The sequence below is a fragment of the Agrobacterium sp. MCAB5 genome, assembly GCF_052114365.1.
Taxonomy (GTDB): domain Bacteria; phylum Pseudomonadota; class Alphaproteobacteria; order Rhizobiales; family Rhizobiaceae; genus Agrobacterium; species Agrobacterium tumefaciens.
Genome location: NZ_JBFREP010000015.1, coordinates 1 through 18,516, shown reverse-complemented (window position 1 = coordinate 18,516; position 18,516 = coordinate 1). Strand labels below are relative to the sequence as shown.

Sequence of the window (18,516 nt, the reverse complement as noted above, 5' to 3'; positions counted from 1 at the left end):
CTTTGGAGTTAGCTCGTGGGGTGGCGTTCTGAGGACGCGTCATATGTTGTCGCGTCCGACCTGGCGAGACGAATTGTCATCACTGATGGATGAGGCCCGTCAGCAGGATATTCCGCTGTTGGCGTGCGGTCTGCGCCGTTCCTATGGCGATAGCGGCCTCAACCCGAATGGAGGGTTGATCGACATGACTGCTCTCGACAGGATGGTTTACTTCGACCCTCAAACAAGGGTTCTACGTGCAGAAGCAGGTTTGTCCATCGATGCCATCCTCAGGATCATCGTTCATCAGGGATACTTTATACCGGTTACCCCCGGCACCCGGTTTGTAACGATAGCTGGCGCTATCGCGAACGACGTGCATGGTAAAAACCATCACAGAACCGGCACTATAGGCCGTTGGGTAAGGCGTATCGGCTTGTTGCGGTCGGACGGACAGGAAGTCGAATTGGCTGCGGACGACAGCACCGGCCTCTTTGCTGCGACAATTGGCGGATTGGGGCTGACGGGGCTGATAACGTGGGCAGAACTGGAGGTCATACCTATCCAGAGCGCTATTATTGACGCAGAAAACATCCCATTTGCTAATACACGAGAATTTTTCCGCTTGGCTGAGGAGAGCGAGGCAGGTTTCGAATATAGCGTTTCATGGATTGACTGCCTTTCTGGTGGCGACAAGCTGGGTCGGGGAATTTTCACGCGTGGAAACCACGCCAAAACTGGCTCCCGTTTGTTGGATAATGGCAATACCGCGCTTACCATGCCCGTCAGTTTGCCAGGCTTTGCGATGAACAGCTATTCCATTCGCACCTTCAACGCTGCGTACTTCCACCGGGGTAGTAAGAAAAGCGGAAAAACCAGAACAGGTATTTATCCGTTCTTTTATCCGTTGGACTCAATCGGCCGCTGGAATCGCATGTATGGTCGGAGGGGAATGTATCAATACCAGTCCGTTGTCCCTCGATCGGTGCAGGAAGACGCGACGAATGAGATGTTGAAAACAATCTCGGCTAGTGGACAGGGCTCGTTTCTTGCGGTCCTTAAGACATTTGGGTCGCTCAAGTCGCCTGGGATGCTCTCGTTCCCACGCCAGGGAACGACTTTGGCTTTGGATTTCCCCAATCGGGGAGAAACAACGCTGAAGTTGATGGAGCGTCTGGATGCTATCGTGATGGAGGCTAAAGGACGCCTCTATCCCGCCAAGGACGGCAGGATGCCGGCCAGGATATTCCAAGACGGTTATCCGGATTGGCATCTCTTCTCAAAACATATCGATCCGGGATTTCGTTCAGGTTTTTGGACGCGGGTGGCTCAGGATTAAAGGAAAAAAATTGCGAGTTATTCTCTTGGGAGCAACCTCCTCCATCGCTATGGCGACTGCGCGGATTTATGCCGCTGAGGGCGCATCAATTTTGCTTGTCGGTCGCGCTATGGGCCGTTTGGAGCAAACTTCGGCTGACCTGAAGAGCAGGGGTGCAGGGCGTGTTGAGATTGCTATCTGCGATCTCGCAACGCCAAATGACGCAACCGGTCAACTGCAGGGTTTCGTTGACCAGATCGGTGGTGTCGATCACATTATCCTTGCCTATGGCATTCTCGGCGATCAGCACGCGGCGGAACGCGATATAGAACACGCTGAAGAGATTTTGAGGGTCAATTTCAATTCTGCCGCCGCTTGGTGCTTGGCTTCGGCAGATCTGCTTGAGCGACAGGCTAGGGGCACTTTGGTGGTTATTGGATCGGTGGCGGGTGATCGCGGGCGTCGCGCCAACTATATCTATGGTGCTGCAAAGTCCGGATTGGCTATACTTGTCCAAGGCATCGCGCACCGTTTTGCAAACAAGGGGCCTCGAGCCGTTTTGGTGAAACCCGGGCCGACAATAACTCCGATGACGGAAGGTATGAACAGGTCCGGTCTTCTTTGGGCGAGGCCTGAGCAGATTGCTGCAGTTGTTCATGCCGCAGCTTTACGCGGCGGGCCGGTCGCTTATGCGCCCGGGTTCTGGCGTTACATCATGCTGGTTATCCGAAATATCCCCAGCCGTATCTTCAACCGGATGGAGATATAATGAAGAAAATTCTCATAACCGGCGCTGCGGGTCTAGTGGGGCAAAATATCATTGCGCGTCTCAAGGGCGTCGACGGCCTTGAAATTATCGGTATCGACAAGCATCCAAGCAACACAGCGTTGCTGCGCCAGCTGAACCCTGACATCAAGGTCATTGAAGCTGATCTGGCCGTACCCGGAGAATGGCAAAATGCGTTCCTGGGCGTCGACGCTGTTCTGCTTAATCAAGCCCAGATCGGTGGCTTGGACGAACACGAGTTCACCGAAAACAACGTGACTGCGACAGAAAATATCGTCGCTGCAATGCGTATGCATAAAATACCTTATTTTGTGCATATCTCGTCTTCAGTGGTAAATTCAAAAGCCGATGATTTCTACACGCGATCGAAAACGGCTCAGGAACAGTTCATCGATACTGTGACGGATATTCCGCATGTGATTTTGCGTCCAACGCTGATGTTCGGCTGGTTTGATCGTAAGCATCTTGGGTGGCTTCGCCGTTTCATGGATCGCACACCGGTCTTTCCGATTCCGGGCGACGGCAAGTTCATCAGGCAGCCTTTGTATGTGGGAGATTTCGCCGCGATCATCATCTCTTCCATGGAAAAAATGCCGACAGGGACTTACGATATCTCGGGGTTGGAGCAGGTTTATTATGGCGACCTGATAAACTTGATTCACAGTACCGTGAAGCCCAAGGCTCGCATCATCTACATCCCCTACAAAATATTTTGGTGGCTTCTTTTTATCTACGGAAAGTTGAGTTCAAGGCCGCCTTTTACAACCAGCCAACTTGAGGCACTTGTGATACCCGAAACATTTCCGGTAATTGATTGGCCGGTAGTCTTTGGAGTGGAGGCAACTCCGTTGCGCAGTGCAATCACCGAGACCTATTTGCACCCGACATACAGCAAGATTGTGCTGGATTTTTAGGAGACAGTACCAATGAGCCGCATTGTGGTGATCGGGGCGGGGGCCATGGGGCTTGCCGCAGCACATCGTGCCGTAAATTTGGGCCACGAGGTCGATCTGATCGAGAGTGATGCAGTAGCCGGTGGAATGGCTGCCCATTTTGAGTTTGGCGGGCTATCTATTGAACGATTTTATCACTTCGTCTGTAAATCCGACGAGCCGACATTTGCGCTGATGCGCGAGCTTGGCATCGCCGATCGCATGAAGTGGCGTGGAACGTCGATGGGATACTTCATGAAAGGCCGGATTCATCCTTGGGGTGATCCAATCTCCCTATTGCGGTTCCCGCATCTGAGTTTGATCGCGAAGTTCCGTACGGGCCTTCAAATGTTCCTGACGACGAAAGCGCGCAATTTTTCGAAGATTGAACATAAGACCGCCCGGCAGTGGCTTGAACAGGGTTCGGGCAAAGAAGTGTATAATACACTTTGGAAGCGTCTGATGGAACTGAAGTTCTACCAACTTGCTGACGATATTTCGGCCTCATGGATTGCTACGCGCGTGCGCCGCATCGGCAATTCCCGGCGTTCGTTGTTTCAGGAAGAACTTGGCTACATAGATGGTGGAAGCCAAGTTCTGGTCGATGCGCTTGTCGACGCCTATACAAAACAAGGCGGACGCCTGCACCTCTGCGAAGCCGCCGAACGCGTCGAGTGCCTGGACGGCAAAGTGACGGGTGTACGAACGAAAGCGCGGTTCTTGCCGGCGGATGCGGTTATTTCCACCCTGCCGACGCCGTTGGTCTCCCGCTTGGTGCCTGATCTACCCGAGGCGTCGAAGAAGAAATACGATGAAATCCGCAATATCGGCGTGGTATGCCTTCTCTTCAAATTGAAGAAGTCAATCAGCCGTCATTTCTGGATCAACATCGTGGATGACACCATCGAAATACCCGGACTGATCGAATTTTCGAATCTTCGTCCTGTGAAGGATACGGTCGTTTACGTGCCGTACTACATGCCGACGACGAATCACAAATGGAGCTGGAGCGATCAGCAGTTCATCGATGAAGCTCTGGGCTATATCAAAAAAGTAAATCCAGACGTTGGCGATAGTGACGTTATCGATGTGAAAGTTGGGCGTCTCGCTCATGCGCAACCCGTCTGCGAGCCAAATTTCTATGAGAAACTACCGCCCGTACAGACCCCGATTTCGGGGCTGCAGATTGCCGACACGTCCTATTATTATCCAGAGGATAGGGGCATTGCGGAAAGTGTAAGGCTGGGCAGATCAATGGCTGAAGCTGCTTTGAAATGAAGCCGGTTTCTGAAATGATCTCATCACCTTTCGTTCGTTTTGTGTTGTCAGGTGGCATAGCTGCAGGCGTGAACGTTTTGTCGAGAGCAGCATTGTCCACAATCACCAGCTACTCTGTTGCCATCGTGATAGCATACCTTATCGGGATGACGACGGCCTATGGCCTTATGAAGCTATTCGTTTTCGCGGAGTCTGGTCGCCGGCCTGAGGTGGAGTACCTGCGCTTTGGCTTGGTGAACATGGTTGCGTTAGTGCAGGTGTGGGTTGTGAGCGTCGGGCTGGCTACCTGGCTGTTCCCAGTCACTGGGTTCGGTTTTCATCCTGAGGCCGTGGCGCATGTAATCGGTGTTTTAAGCCCGGTCGCTACGAGTTACTTTCTGCATAAGTACTTTACGTTTTCGTCCAGTTAGAGCTGGAGCCAGAACGATGGGAAATCAGATATGTTCGAGAGCGACGTGATCTGGAATGGTTTATCTTCATGTTTTTGAAGCGGTGGAAATAAAATGCAATGTGTGGTTTGCGGCAGCGACGAATTCGTCAATAACAATGTAATTTGGGATGAGCTCGCTGAGGAATGGGGCATAAACAGCTTCGAACGGGGCTATATTGATCGGCAACAGGGTACGCAGTGTTTGGGTTGCGGGTGTAATATTCGCAGTCAGGCCCTTGCACGTTCTATAATGCGTCATTGGTCGTGGAAGGGTAGATTTGCGGACTTCGTTATTCGTAGTAAGGGAAAAAAAGTTCTAGAACTCAATGAGTGCGCACAGCTATCGAACTACCTGAGGCAAATGCCTGATCGAACACTTGGAGAATATCCGGAAGTCGATATGCATTCGCTCCCATACGCGGATCAAACTTTCGATTTGATTGTCCATTCGGATACTCTCGAGCATGTCGAAAACCCTGTGAAAGCCCTGTCAGAGTGCAGACGGGTTTTGAAACCGGGCGGTCTTCTAGCCTACACGGTTCCGATAATTGTAGACAGGCTGACGCGTGATCGGAAGGGATTGCCAAACAGCTATCATGGTGCTCCAAGCTCCAACGCATCCGACTTTCAGGTTGTTACCGAATATGGAGCTGACGCTTGGAAGCATGTCGTTGAGGCTGGGTTTGTAGATGTCTGCCTGAGCACGTTCGACTATCCCGCGGGAATTGCAATTAGTGCATCGTGCGCAAGCGATCATCAGCCGGAAGCCTCGTGGTTGGGAAAATTCCTTTCAAGAGGAAAAAAATCGTAAGTCTTTCTCAGATGGCCGTCGCTTGGAGGTATCAATAGTGCCTCTGAGCGCCTCCCGAATCCGTCACGGCGTTTTGAGAAGCGTGAGGTGTGTCTGAACTTCCGCACAACAGCTGCAAATAATCCCACTTGTTTWTAGGGGCGGGATCATTGTCTCGACTTGAGCCAGAGAATAGGGTATCCGCCTCGAAACATAACAGCTGCGTATTTTGCCGAGGAACAGTATGACCGACGATCTTGATTTCACCGGCGAACGCTATCTACCGACGATTGGTGGCAATATCTATCTCGAACATATGCATCGGTATCATCTGGCAAAAAATTTTGTCAGAGGTAAAGACGTTCTGGATATCGCAAGTGGTGAGGGTTTTGGCACTGCACTCCTGGCGGAAACTGCCCGATCAGTGATTGGCGTTGATATTTCAGATGAAGCAGTCCGACACGCGCAAGTGAAGTACAAAACCGGGAGCATTTCGTTTAAGGTGGGGTCGTGCGAAGACATCCCGCTCCCGTCGGCGTCTGTGGATGTCGTCGTCTCATTTGAGACACTTGAACATATTGAGGCCCATGATCGCTTTATGCAAGAGATCAAACGCGTCCTGCGGGCTGATGGAATACTGATCATTTCGACGCCGGAAAAACACGCCTACACCGTCGCGACGGGGCTGGTAAATCCCTTTCATGTAAAAGAACTTTTTAAGAACGAATTCAATGAACTCTTGGGGCAACATTTTGCTCATGTCTCGATGCATGGCCAGAAGATAGGTTTCGGCTCGATCATCGCATCAGAAAACCAGTCTGCGCGGTTTTTTGAAACAGACTCTGGAAGTGGCGCAACTGCGGCCGGTATCGATGCGCCGATGTATATGATCGGTGTCGCATCAGATCGACCCGTTGAGAATGTGAGCATGAGCGGGGTTTTCTCGCAGGATATTCAGTCTTCCGAACCCGTCTTGAAGCGCGTAGAGTTCGAGGAAGCACAGTGGTCTGATGCGTTGATGAAGGATATTGACCATATTTCCGGTCAAGTAGATGCGCTTCAGCGAAGCAATTGGATGAGCAGTGCTTCTTTGGCAAAACTGTTGAAGCGACTGATTTACGCCCGGCTGCTTTATACACTGTCGAAAATAAAAGCTTTCAGTACGCGTCGACGGAAAAGATTTTTGAAGTCTGCTGAGAAACGCGATCCCATGTTGCTGTCGCGCAAGGTGGATCAGTTTTGCCTCGACTATTATCAAAAGATCACAACAAACAAAATTATCGCGGCTAGCCGTTCAAACCTCAGTGCGCGTAGCGGCGTGAGGGTGACAGCTATTGTTCCCAATTTCAACCATGCCCGTTATCTACCTCAACGCCTCGACAGCATCTTGGCGCAGACTTATCCTCTCATCGATATTCTGGTCCTTGACGACTGTTCCACCGATGACAGCCGGTCGGTGATCGATTCCTACGTCAAACGTTTTCCAGAGCGTATCAGGGCAATTTACAATACCGAGAACTCCGGCAATGTTTTCCGCCAGTGGCAAAAGGGCCATTCCCAGGCAAAAGGTGACCTCGTCTGGATTTGTGAAAGCGACGATTTTTGCGAGCCCACATTTGTTGAGCGGACGATAAGTGCATTCCGAGATCCAAGCGTGATGTTAGCGTTTGGCCGCATTCAGTTTGCCAACAGTGATGGCAATTATTTCGCGGGACTGGATCACTATCGGGAAGATAGTGAACCCGGGATCTGGGACGTTCGAACCGTCCGCCCCGCGGCGGAATGGTTCCGTGGCGGCTTTGGAGTAAAGAACGTGATTGCAAATGTCGGCGGCAGCTTGTGGCGCCGGTTCGACATTTCCGACCAAGTCTGGGAAGAAGCGCGCAGCTTTAAGATAATGGGAGATTGGTATCTCTACTCGGTTATTGCCGGTGGTGGACAGATTGCATATGAACCGAGCGCAATAAGCTATTTCCGAATTCATGAGAGCAATACGTCCGGCAGCAGTGCCCAGTCTAAACCCGAATATTACAAGGAATACGCGCGACTGATGGCGGCGTTGAAAGGCCGCTGGGATATTCCGGATGATACTCTGCAGCGCTTTATCGAGGTATGCCGCAGTGTTTCAAAAGGTGCCGGCTTGCAGGGAGCAAATTTTGACGAGCTGTTGAATGCGTCGGCACTTCACGCCATACCGCGTGACAACATCCATGTGCTTATTGGTATTTTAGGCTTTTCTTTCGGCGGCGGCGAGATATTCCCTATTCATCTCGCAAACGCGCTTCGCCGCAAAGGCGTGATGGTTTCTATTCTGCAGATGCACGATGTCGATGACCATAGAGATGTCAAACGGATGCTGAATCCGGGAATTCCCGTCTACACGGCAAATGCGGTTCGTGACATGGGCGTAGACAACTTTATCAAAAATGCCGGTATCTCCATCGTCCATTCGCACGTTGCCAATGTCGAGGGGTTTTTGCTCGATGGTGTAGGCGTTTCAGTTCCTTTCATCTCTACGCTGCACGGCTCCTACGAAGCTATGGATGTTGCAACGACCAGGATTTCGCGTTGGAGTAAAAAAATTGATCGGTTCGCGTATACGGCTGATCGAAATTTGACGCCGTTCAATAACTTGCAGATTCCGCAGGACAAATTTCTAAAAGTGAAAAATGCGATGCCTGTCGATGATGTCTCATTTCCAAAAAATCGAGCGCAACTCGGTGTCGCGGATGATGCGGTGGTATTTGCTCTCGTCGCAAGAGGAGCGGAAGGAAAAGGTTGGGCTGAAGCTGTAAAGGCCTACCTTATCCTGCGTGAACGGCGGCCAGAGGTGCCGATGGCATTGCTSATGGTTGGCGAAGGACCTGCAACCGATGCTGCAAAACAGTTGGCGGCTTCCGATTCAACAATTCACTTCCTCGGCTACGTGACAGAGATTTATGGTCTCTATCGCATGAGTGATGTCGCCCTGATACCCACGCGCTTTCCGGGGGAATCTTATCCTCTTTGCCTGATACAAGCGCTGCAGGTTGGTGTGCCCTGCGTTGCAACCGATATCGGTGAGATCAGGGGCATGTCTCAGATCGGCGATCGGCAAGCTGGCATCATTATCGCCAATGATAGCGATAATGTCCGGTTCGTGGCAGARTTGACGGCAGCAATGGAAAAGATTTTGGACAAAACGCTTCGTGAGGGGCTGAAGGAAAACGCAGAAGCTTTGGGGAAGACATACGACATCGATGTGTTGGCTGGCGAGTATCTGGATGAGTATCGTACGATCCTGACGCGACGTTCCTCTCCGCAGTCGAATTAAGGTGATTGGCTTTTCATGAACATATTGGTTCTCGGCGGAGGCGGCTTCATAGGCTGCCATCTTGTGGAAGATCTGGTGGCGGCAGGGCATGCCGTCACGGTTATGGGAAGAAGCCGGCTATCCTCACGTCCTCTTTCAACTGAGGTTCAGTACATCTCGGGAGAACTGGCCGATAGCAAACTGATGCGCAAGGTCTTRCGAGATGTCGATGCCGTTGCTCATCTTGTAAGTGGCACGGTTCCGTCTACGGGTGACAAGGATCCAGGCAGAGACGTGGAAGTCAACCTGCTGGGAACCCTCAGTCTTCTGGAAGATATGGCCGCGTGCGGCGTAAAACGGATATTGTATTTGTCGTCCGGTGGCACGGTTTATGGAAAACCGCAGGAAATTCCGATTCCGGAAGGCCACATTCTGGATCCGATATGTTCATACGGTGTGGTGAAAGTCGCAATTGAGTCCTATCTCAAGCTCTACGAGATGAAGGCCGGCTTGCAACCGATCGTGATACGTGCGTCCAATCCCTACGGCCCGTATCAGGGCAATCTTGGGGTGCAAGGCATCATTGGGACTTATCTGAATCTCGCTCTCAAGCATCAACCGATCGAAATTTGGGGTGATGGTTCGACCATCAGGGACTATATCCACGTAAAGGACCTCGCCAGCCTTTGTGTCGCCGCGCTGCAAAGCGACAAGATCGGGATCTACAACGGCGGTAGTGGTACTGGCACGTCAGTCCTGCATATAGCGGAAGTGGTTCAGGAGATTACCGGAAATCCCATACCGATCATCTACAAGCCCCATCGCAGTCTGGATGTTCCTGTATCGGTTTTGGATGTGGAGCGGGCAAAGATGGATTTCGACTGGAATCCGAAGATTGGCCTTAGGGAAGGCATTGCTGGCGTGTGGTCTTGGCTCAAGGAAAGCCAGGTAAAATCCTAAGGTACTTGGAGAGCGAAAAACTTGCGAGTGCTGAACTCTGTTAGAGGCCGATAGGATTCTTGCTGGTCGCCCCCTTGAAAAAACCGACAGCCTTTGCCCGACGCCGCGCTGAAAAAAGAACGGTTGGCGAAAGTAGAAGCGCAAGCGCCTGAACGAATGTCGAAGTTTTTGGGAAGGGTCTCTTGTGTTTGATGCCCGTGTAAATCCTCGATCGAGCCATGTGAAAGGCCTTCAGATGCGCGATCTGAGGTGAACGCCCTGAAGAATGTCCCGCCGCATGAACGGTCAGGGAATTGCGCACGAACATGAGTGGCCCCAGTTGCGCAAGACGCAGGGAAAGGTCGTCATCTTCGTGATAGAGGAAAATATTGGGGTCAAAGCCTCCAACTTTTTCGAAATTTTGCTTCGAAACAACAAATGCGGCGCCGCTGAGGACCGGCACGGGGCGGTCGGCGTCTGGCCATCCCTTCTTCATGTAGTCGCTGCGCGGCAGGAGCCACGAGCGACGCTTGAAGTACTCACTTCCATCCGCGTTGGCGATTCGCGGATTGAAAGCGACTGCTGAAGGATGTTGCTCTATTGCCTCGAGCAGTGCCTCAAGAGCGCCGGGCTTCAATCTCGCGTCTGGATTCAAAAACAGGATCCAGGGTGTCTGGACGACTTCCGCTCCTGCATTGCAGCCTCGGCCAAAGCCTAAATTTTCATCAAGCCGGACGATGTCGATGTTTCTTCCTTTAGGAAGATTTGCGAAACTGTTAGTYCGCCCGTTGTCGACAAGAACGATTGGCGTCTCCTCGGGRATCGATGCGATCATGTCAACAATGAGCGCATCGCTCTTGTAGCAAACGGAAACGATTGTCACGGCTGAAAGTGGGAGTTTTGCCATTTCGTATCCAATGGGTGGGTAGCGAGTGCGCGCCTGCATTCATTATTGTCTCGAGCCTGTCCGACGAACAGACGTCTAACGAATTCAGTCTCCATCTTACATCAATGGCATATGATCAAAGCGCTTGCTAGGATGCCGCAAGTCTTCTCAAGTAAACACCGTAATCACCTTTGCCGGCCTTTTCGGCGATTTCTGAAAACTGGGCCTTCGTAATGAATTCCTTGCTGAAGGCAACTTCTTCAGGGCAAGCTATCTTGAARCCCTGACGCTTTTCCAAGGTGCGCACAAATTCCCCGGCTTCGAGCAGGCTATCCGGCGTTCCGGTATCAAGCCAGGCGTAACCGCGGCCCATGATGGATACCTTCAGCTTTCCGCGTTCCAGATAGATGCGGTTCACGTCCGTTATCTCATACTCGCCGCGCGCGGAAGGCTTGAGATTGGCGGCGATGTCCACGACATCGGCGTCATAAAAATACAGACCGGTAACGGCCCAGTTGGATTTGGGCTTTAACGGCTTTTCTTCAATGGACAGCGCGCGCATCTCGCTATCGAATTCAACGACACCATAACGTTCAGGATCATTAACGTGGTARGCGAAAACKGTGGCTCCGTCATTGACGTCGGTACCGCTTTGCAAGAGCTCCGGCAGTCCGTGCCCGTAATAGATATTGTCGCCGAGGATCAGGCAGGACGGGGAGCCACCWATGAAGTCGGCACCGATCATGTAGGCTTGGGCAAGCCCGTCCGGGCTAGGCTGAACGGCGTATTCGATCGAGAGGCCCCATTGGGAACCGTCTTTCAGAAGGTTCTGGAAAAGCGGCATGTCATGTGGTGTCGAGATGATGAGGATCTCRCGAATGCCSGCCAGCATCARCGTSGTCAGCGGATAATAGATCATCGGCTTGTCGTAGACGGGCAGGATCTGCTTYGASACCGCCAATGTCATAGGATGCAGACGGGTTCCGCTGCCTCCGGCAAGAATGATGCCCTTCATGGCATTTCCTTTTTGTTCTGCGCTAGGGCGGCCATGACCGCGCGCGTTGATGTCTGCCATTCCGGCAATCTTATTCCATAAACTTCTTCCAGCTTGCTGCAATCAAGYCGGGAGTTTGCCGGGCGTCGRGCCGGGGTAGGGTATTGTGCGGTCGTGATGTCATTGACRATMATCGACTTTCCGCCGTTTTCCGCAGAAAACTCGAATATCTGCTTGGCAAAACCTGCCCAGTTCGTTTCACCTGTKCCTGACATGTGAAAAACGCCGCGAAGATGCGCCGAAGGATCCGTCGCAAGTCTTTTTGCGATCGACACAATTGCGACGGCGATGTCGTTTGCCGAGGTGGGGCACCCAAACTGGTCCGCAACCACATTGATCGCGTCGCGGCTCTCGCTTAGCCGCAACATGGTTTTTACGAAATTGCTGCCATATTCCGAATAGACCCATGCCGTTCGCAAAATGGCGTAGTTTTCGGTGTTTTCAGAAACGGCGTGTTCGCCTTCGAGCTTTGAGCGRCCGTAAACGGARGCYGGTCCWGTKGGATCATTCTCGACGTAAGCRGTKGCCTTGGTGCCATCGAACACATAATCGGTGGAGATATGAATGACGGGAACACCGACGTCATTTGCGGCTCGTGCGACGGCTTTTGCTCCGTCCCGATTGACGGCAAAAGCGATGTCTGGTTCGCTTTCCGCCTTATCCACGGCGGTGTAGGCAGCGGCCGATACCACGACATCGGGTTTCGCGTCCCGCAGCGCTTTGAAAACAGTGTCAGGTCGCGCAAGGTCAAGCTCCGGCCGGCCGAGAGCAACAATCTCCAGACCAGGTCCGGCCTGTGCCTGAAGCGCACTAACGACCTGTCCATTTTTCCCGGTGACTGCCAGCCGCATCCGGTTCAGTCCTTCGTCAGAACGCCGAGGCGCTCACCTGAGTAGACGCCTTGACGCAGCGGCTCCCACCACCATTCATTGTCGAGATACCATTCAACGGTCTTGCGAATTCCAGTCGCAAAATTTTCCTGTGCTTTCCAACCCAGTTCCGTTTCGAGCTTTGTTGCGTCGATAGCGTAGCGGGCATCGTGACCAGGGCGATCCGTGACGTATTTGATAAGCTCGGCATGAGGCTTTGACTGCGGGCGCAGTTCGTCCAGGATGGAGCAGATGCAATTCACCACATCGATGTTCTTCTGCTCGTTTCTGCCGCCGACATTGTACTTTTCGCCGGCTAGCCCCGTCTGGACAATGAGCCACAGAGCGCGGGCGTGGTCTTCCACATAGAGCCAGTCGCGGATGTTGGCGCCGTTTCCATAGACCGGAAGCGGCTTGCCTTCCAAGGCGTTTAGGATGATCAGCGGAATGAGTTTTTCCGGGAAGTGGAATGGCCCGTAATTGTTGGAGCAGTTGGAAATCACGACCGGAAGGCCATAGGTCCGCTGCCACGCCGTGGCGAGATGGTCGCTTGCGGCTTTCGAAGCGGAATAGGGCGACGAAGGATCGTAGGGCGTTGTTTCTTCGAAGAGGCCATGCTCTCCGAGCGAACCGTAGACCTCGTCGGTCGAGACGTGAAGCATGCGGAAGGCTGATTTTGCGTCTTCGGCAAGACCGTTCCAATATTGCCGCGCTGCTTCCAGCATCGTGAAAGTGCCATTGATATTGGTCTGAATAAAATCAGCCGCGCCGGTGATGGAGCGATCGACATGGCTTTCGGCCGCCAGATGCATCACGTAGTCCGGCTGAAATGTCGCGAAAGCGTCATTCATTGCGGCACGGTCGCATATATCAGCCTGAAGAAAGCGGTGGTTTGGCGCGTTTTCGATAGGCTTCAGTGAAGCTAGATTTCCCGCGTAGGTCAGCTTGTCGAYTGTRAGRACATCCGCGCCGACTTCGCTTACGAGATAGCGCACAAGGGCCGACCCGATAAATCCGGCGCCGCCGGTGACTAGAACGCGCATCATCAATTTCCAGTTTTTTGATAGGTGAAATATTCAGGCAATTCGGACAGAGACGGCTGCTTGGCATCCTTGTCGGAAAGCACGCAACTGTCCATCTTTGGCCAGTTGATGCCGATGGCGGGATCATCCCATTTGACACCGCGATCATGGACGGCGCTATAGGGAGCTGTCACCTTGTATGAGATAACGGTGTCGTCAACCAGCGTCATGAAACCGTGGGCAAAGCCTGCCGGAACCCACAGCTGCTCGCCGTTTTCCGGTGAAAGCTCAACGGCGGTCCATTGTCCGAACGTGGGTGATCCGGTTCTGATATCTACCGCAACGTCCAATAGTCGTCCACGAAGGCAGCGGACGAGTTTGCCCTGTGCGAAGGGTTGCGTCTGGAAGTGAAGGCCCCGAACAGTTCCGGCCTGCGCGGACAGAGATTCATTGTCCTGCACGAATTCGACATCCGAGACATTCTCGCGAAACCATTCCCGTTTGAAAACTTCGCTGAAGTAACCCCTGCTGTCTCCAAACCGAGCCGGAGTTATCTTTTTTAAGCCTGATATCGAGAATGCTTCTACCTGCACGTCGCGGATCCTGTCTGGTCTGCCTGCTTACGGTGATATGACTTCAACGCTTCGGACAGTCAATAACGCTTTATCAGTCTACCACACAAGAGTATCTCGTCTCTGACAGGGAGTATAACGGATAGCTTGCCGGTCCGAACCTCGCCTCGACACTATGTCCGCTTGTGCGGCCTGATCGACGTTCTCAGTTCCACCAGTCTTTCCAGTGTCTCAAGGCTTCGATCGGTGCGGGCAGCGGAGAGGGCGAGCGCCATGGTTTCCATGGCAATGAAGGATGGGGCGTGTAGCGCTACCCCTTCGTTCTTTGCACGGGGCAGTAGGAGATAAGCGTTGGCGTGTTTTTTGAGCACGCTGTCTTCCTGGCCGAGCAGCATGATAATCGGGATGTCGAGGCGACCAGCCTCAGCGATTGCGGTTTGGGCTTCGCGGTGGGCGCGGCCGTGCAGGAGCATTATGAGGACGTGGCCGTTTTCAAGGTCGAGCAATTGTTCGGCAAGCGTAATGCCGGTGGCGTTCAGCGCATATGAGCGAACGCCTGAGCGCTGGAACAGCCGGGCGGCATAGGTGGCGATGATGCCGGAGGCTCCGATGCCGAGGACGCCGATGCCGCGTGCATCCGCTAGAAGACGCACGGCGGCGGCCATGGCGTCGCGGTTTTCCACAGTGGCCAGCATTTCCAGCGTGTTTTTCTGGTTCTCGAGAACGAAGTCGATTGCCGCGTCGCAGTTGCCCGATATGGATTTCGTGGTAGCGGCCAATTTTTCAACCGGCGAATCCGTCACGCCGAGATAGGCCTCCAGAGTTTCCTTGAGGTCGACCAGCCCCTGAAACCCAAGTGCCTGAATGGCGCGAATGACCGTCGCATCGGAGGTATTGGTCTCAAAGCCGATCTCCAGCGCCGATTTACCGAGAACGGCATGGCGGTGGCCGTCAATATATTCGGCAACGGCAAGCAGCCCTGGCGAAAGACGGTCGCGGCGCTTGCGAAGTTGCTCACCGAAACGGTCTGTATGTCTAGGCCTTGATGTACGGGTTTCGCCAGTCGTCATGGGACTTTCCGTGAAGGTGAGTTTCTTACTCTTCTTCACGGATTAGCAGTGCGCCAAGCTCGCAGGCAAGCGCTTTTGTCGCGGCAATCGTTCCCCCTACTTTTCAGCCGTGGGCCTTACCGTGAGATGCGACTGGATGGCGGAGACCATGAGGCTGAGGGCGGCGTAGGAGTTGGAGATTGCCTCCTCCCGCGGCAGAAGGATGTAGCGACCGTTGCGGCAGGCCTGCAGAAAATTGCAGAAACCCGGCATTACAGCTTCCATCATGTCGATTTCGGCCTGCGGAGAAGCGCCGGTATCGGAACGATAGGGATCGAAAATGAAGTCGGCGTCGAGCTCCGGCAAACGCTCTGCGCTGATCTCGATGCGCTCGCCGTCTGGAATATCGTCGATGATGGCTGGGAAACGAAAACCGGCATCTCGCAGCACCCGGCCGAGCGCACGATACGTATGGTAGACGCTGATCTTGCCATTTAGTGGCTGGAACACCGAGACAGTGCTCGCGCCGGTATCGACCGAGGCCTTTAGCGCTTCGATCTGCGCCCGGTAGCGTCGGTCCAGAACGGCAAGTCGCGCCTGCGTGCCGGTCAGTTCAGCCAGCATCCTGTAGATATGCGGCGCGCCGTCCTTCGTATTGTCGATGGCGACGGTCGGGGCAATCTGTTCCAGTTTTTCGATAGGGGTGGGGCGGTCCGGTTCGGTCAGGATGAGATCGGGCTTGAGGGCGACTATCGCTTCCAGATTGGCGTTGATGGAGCCGATATAGGCGACGTCGCTATTGTCGAAATCGACACCGGTCAGAATGGCGCTGGAGCGCAGGTAGGGTTTGCCGTCTCCACCCATGCGGCCATGGCTACCCACTGGTATCACACCCAATTCTATCAGCGGGATGGTGAGATCGATGTCGTGCAGGGCGACGATACGTTTCGGCTGTAAGGGGACAGACACGGTGCGGCCGAGGTCGTCGGTAAAGGTCCGGCTGTCCTCCGCGTGAGCAACGTATACCCCCAGAAGAAGTCCGGCGGTTGAAAAGAAAGCGAGAATGGTTTTGCGCATGAAAGACCTATAGTCGGTGCCGGTGAAACCAAAGAAGGGTAAGAAGCGTGGGGGCGCCCACGGCCGAAAGAACGAGCCCGGTCGGCAATTCCAGCGGTGAAAAAGCGGTTCGGGCAATCGTATCGGCAATTGCAACCAGCGTCGCTCCTGCCAGACCCGCGCCCATAACAAGCCCGGTATGGGAGCTGCCCGGCAGCAAAAGTCGGGCGATATGCGGGCCGATCAGGCCGACAAAACCGATGCTGCCGATAAAGGAGATACAGGACGCGGTGAGAACGACCGCAAGGATGACATGCAGCGCTGATAGCCAGCGTGTGTGAACGCCGAGTGCCGCTGCATTATTGTCGCCGAGCGCCTGAACATCGGCGGCACGGGCGGTGAGGAGAACAAGACAAAGGGTGATGGTCAGGATGGCTGAAAGGATGGAGACGGCGCTCCAGGATGCGCCTTGCAGGTTTCCTACCATCCAGATCATCGCCGTCTGCAAATTGCGGATATCAAGCGATGCCATAAGGATAAGCAGCAAAGCTGATAAAAACCATGAGAAGCCGATGCCCGTCAGAACGAAGCGCAGCCGTGAGGTGACACCGGAAAGCGAAAAGACGATTGCAGCACTCGCCATCCCACCGGCGATACCGGCCAGGGGGCGGAATATCACCGGCAGTGACGGCAACAAAAACAGGCAGCCCAGCACCGCGAGCAACGCGCCTTCGCGCACGCCGAGCAGGCCCGGGTCGGCAAGGCTGTTGCGGGTGGTCGCTTGCATGATGGAACCGGCAACGCCCAGCATGGCGCCGGAGACCATGGCAAGCGCCAGGCGCGAAAAGCGAAAGTCGAGAACCATCACGGCGTCATTCGAGGCGGGATGATTATTTCCAGCGGTCAATAAAGACCACAGGGAGGAGGCCGGGATATATTGGCTGCCGGCGGTAAGCGACCAGACGGCGACAAGCGTAAGGCAAAGGGTAAGCGTCACCATAATAGCCAGCCGCTGCGGCAAGAGGCGAATTGAAAAATGCGCCAGTCTGATGACCCTGTAACGGTTCATTTMAGCACCCTGCGCACCAACCAGAGAAAGACCGGCGCCCCGACAAGGCCGGTCATTGCCCCAGTCGGCAGTTCCTTTGGCGCAAGGATYAGGCGGGCGGCGAGATCGGCGGCGATCAGTAAAACCGCGCCGCCGAGCGCGGCTATGGGAATGGCAAGCAGAAGCCGCCCCGTTCTTAGCCGCGACACGAGTGGTGGCACCACCAGACCGACGAAACCGATAGGCCCGGTGACGGCTATGGCCGCGCCACAGAACAGCGATATTGCGGCAAGCGCCAAGATTCGGGTCGAGCGGACAGGTACGCCAAGCGTTGTGGCGGTGGTCTCACCCAAAGCGAGCAGATCGAGCCGCGGCGCGACGGCCAATGCAAGGAGAAGTGCGATAATGGCGGCAGGCAGGGCGGCGGCGACGGCTGCCATCGAAATGCCTGCCGTATCGCCAACCAGCCAGAAGCGCATCTGCTGTAATGTTTCCTCGTTGAGAATGAGGATGGCGGAGGTAAGGGTTCCGGCAAGCGTCGACAGCGCGATRCCGCAAAAGACGAGTTTTGCTGGCGTCAGACCCTGCCGTCCGGCGGACGCGAGCAGAAGGACGAGCGAGAAGCTGATGCCTGCGCCCGTSGCCGCCAGCACAGGGCGCAAGGCCGGYGTTGCGATTARCCCCASCGGCGTCACGGTCGCCGCGACGACYGCGAGGCTCGCGCCCGCATTTAATCCMAGAATATGCGGCTCGCCCAGCGGGTTTCGAAGCATCGTCTGCAACAGAAGCCCTGCCACTCCAAGGCAGGCGCCGGCTTGCAGCGCCGCAAGCAGACGCGGAAGTCGCAGACGCAGCAAAACCTGCTGGTCAAAATTGCGGGCGTCGTAGGAAAATATCAGGTCGTTCAGAACATGTGGGGCAACGGCGCGCGGGCCAGAGCCAACATGTGCCAGAATCAGAAGCAGCATGGCCAGAAGCGTAAGCAGTGCTGCCGCAAGCGCACGGCCATAGGCCTTTTCCTGAATGGCGGGCTTGCTGTAACTCATCCTGGCGAACATCATGCCGTGCCAGTCCGTCCGGGCAGGGGAAGAAATACCGGCCTCGCCGTGACCGGATGCGTGAGCTGGGCGACAGGCATGTCGAAAACGTCCGAGATGATTTGGGCATCGCACAGCGTCGCTGTTTCCAGCCGGTGCCGCAGCCGTCCATCCTTCA

The 18,516-nt window shown here is 54.2% G+C and carries 17 protein-coding genes; 8 read left to right on the top strand and 9 right to left on the bottom strand.

Translation table 11 applies throughout. The annotated features are described in order from the left end of the window. Window positions 1–43: 43 nt before the first annotated feature. The 8 genes from AB4Z23_RS24415 (at window position 44) to AB4Z23_RS24380 (ending at window position 9,766) form a co-directional block, all read left to right on the top strand. Window positions 44–1,318 (top strand): FAD-binding oxidoreductase, encoded by a 1,275-nt coding sequence (locus AB4Z23_RS24415; RefSeq protein ID WP_441360891.1) that lies wholly within the window; start codon window positions 44–46, stop codon window positions 1,316–1,318. A 10-nt stretch (window positions 1,319–1,328) separates the two neighbouring features. Beyond that, window positions 1,329–2,066 carry an SDR family NAD(P)-dependent oxidoreductase gene (locus AB4Z23_RS24410; RefSeq protein ID WP_441360890.1) on the top strand — a complete coding sequence of 246 codons (738 nt, stop codon included), beginning with the start codon at window positions 1,329–1,331 and terminating at the stop codon, window positions 2,064–2,066. After that, complete coding sequence (locus tag AB4Z23_RS24405) at window positions 2,066–2,998, top strand: NAD-dependent epimerase/dehydratase family protein (RefSeq protein ID WP_111809807.1); 933 nt, start codon at window positions 2,066–2,068, stop codon at window positions 2,996–2,998. Before AB4Z23_RS24410 ends, AB4Z23_RS24405 begins: the two co-directional genes overlap by 1 nt. Before the next feature lie 12 nt (window positions 2,999–3,010). Continuing rightward, window positions 3,011–4,294, top strand: a complete 1,284-nt coding sequence (locus tag AB4Z23_RS24400; protein ID WP_111809808.1) for an NAD(P)/FAD-dependent oxidoreductase — start codon at window positions 3,011–3,013, stop codon at window positions 4,292–4,294. Beyond that, window positions 4,291–4,704: a GtrA family protein gene (locus tag AB4Z23_RS24395; protein WP_111809809.1), complete on the top strand. Its 414-nt coding sequence runs from the start codon at window positions 4,291–4,293 to the stop codon at window positions 4,702–4,704. The genes AB4Z23_RS24400 and AB4Z23_RS24395 overlap by 4 nt, the downstream gene beginning before the upstream one ends. 93 nt (window positions 4,705–4,797) lie before the next feature. Beyond that, window positions 4,798–5,535 (top strand): class I SAM-dependent methyltransferase, encoded by a 738-nt coding sequence (locus AB4Z23_RS24390; RefSeq protein ID WP_111809810.1) that lies wholly within the window; start codon window positions 4,798–4,800, stop codon window positions 5,533–5,535. 223 nt (window positions 5,536–5,758) lie between these two features. Next, window positions 5,759–8,827 (top strand): glycosyltransferase, encoded by a 3,069-nt coding sequence (locus AB4Z23_RS24385; protein WP_174004433.1) that lies wholly within the window; start codon window positions 5,759–5,761, stop codon window positions 8,825–8,827. A gap of 15 nt (window positions 8,828–8,842) precedes the next feature. Continuing rightward, complete coding sequence (locus AB4Z23_RS24380; protein WP_065660258.1) at window positions 8,843–9,766, top strand: NAD-dependent epimerase/dehydratase family protein; 924 nt, start codon at window positions 8,843–8,845, stop codon at window positions 9,764–9,766. Between the two features lie 40 nt (window positions 9,767–9,806). On the opposite strand, the gene AB4Z23_RS24375 is transcribed toward AB4Z23_RS24380, so the two are convergent. The 9 genes from AB4Z23_RS24375 to AB4Z23_RS24335 form a co-directional block, all read right to left on the bottom strand. Next, entirely contained in the window at window positions 9,807–10,691 is an 885-nt protein-coding gene (locus AB4Z23_RS24375; RefSeq protein ID WP_441360889.1) for a glycosyltransferase family 2 protein, read from the bottom strand. A gap of 88 nt (window positions 10,692–10,779) precedes the next feature. After that, complete coding sequence (gene rfbA, locus AB4Z23_RS24370; RefSeq protein ID WP_097171084.1) at window positions 10,780–11,646, bottom strand: glucose-1-phosphate thymidylyltransferase RfbA; 867 nt, start codon at window positions 11,644–11,646, stop codon at window positions 10,780–10,782. Beyond that, a complete protein-coding gene (rfbD, locus tag AB4Z23_RS24365; protein ID WP_441360888.1) occupies window positions 11,643–12,536 on the bottom strand; it encodes a dTDP-4-dehydrorhamnose reductase in 894 nt (297 codons plus the stop codon). Before rfbD ends, rfbA begins: the two co-directional genes overlap by 4 nt. A gap of 5 nt (window positions 12,537–12,541) precedes the next feature. Beyond that, entirely contained in the window at window positions 12,542–13,597 is a 1,056-nt protein-coding gene (rfbB, locus tag AB4Z23_RS24360; RefSeq protein ID WP_441360887.1) for a dTDP-glucose 4,6-dehydratase, read from the bottom strand. A gap of 2 nt (window positions 13,598–13,599) precedes the next feature. Continuing rightward, window positions 13,600–14,169, bottom strand: coding sequence for a dTDP-4-dehydrorhamnose 3,5-epimerase (gene rfbC, locus AB4Z23_RS24355; protein WP_112199234.1), 570 nt, complete (start codon window positions 14,167–14,169; stop codon window positions 13,600–13,602). Between the two features lie 152 nt (window positions 14,170–14,321). Beyond that, on the bottom strand, window positions 14,322–15,218 hold the full coding sequence (locus AB4Z23_RS24350) for a MurR/RpiR family transcriptional regulator (RefSeq protein ID WP_065660262.1): 897 nt from the start codon (window positions 15,216–15,218) through the stop codon (window positions 14,322–14,324). Between the two features lie 96 nt (window positions 15,219–15,314). After that, a complete protein-coding gene (locus tag AB4Z23_RS24345) occupies window positions 15,315–16,274 on the bottom strand; it encodes an ABC transporter substrate-binding protein (protein ID WP_441360886.1) in 960 nt (319 codons plus the stop codon). 7 nt (window positions 16,275–16,281) lie between these two features. Next, the gene (locus AB4Z23_RS24340) at window positions 16,282–17,322 is read right to left on the bottom strand and encodes a FecCD family ABC transporter permease (RefSeq protein ID WP_441360885.1); all 1,041 of its coding nucleotides are present in this window, start codon (window positions 17,320–17,322) and stop codon (window positions 16,282–16,284) included. Further along, window positions 17,319–18,362: a FecCD family ABC transporter permease gene (locus tag AB4Z23_RS24335; RefSeq protein WP_441360884.1), complete on the bottom strand. Its 1,044-nt coding sequence runs from the start codon at window positions 18,360–18,362 to the stop codon at window positions 17,319–17,321. Before AB4Z23_RS24335 ends, AB4Z23_RS24340 begins: the two co-directional genes overlap by 4 nt. Window positions 18,363–18,516 lie beyond the last annotated feature (154 nt).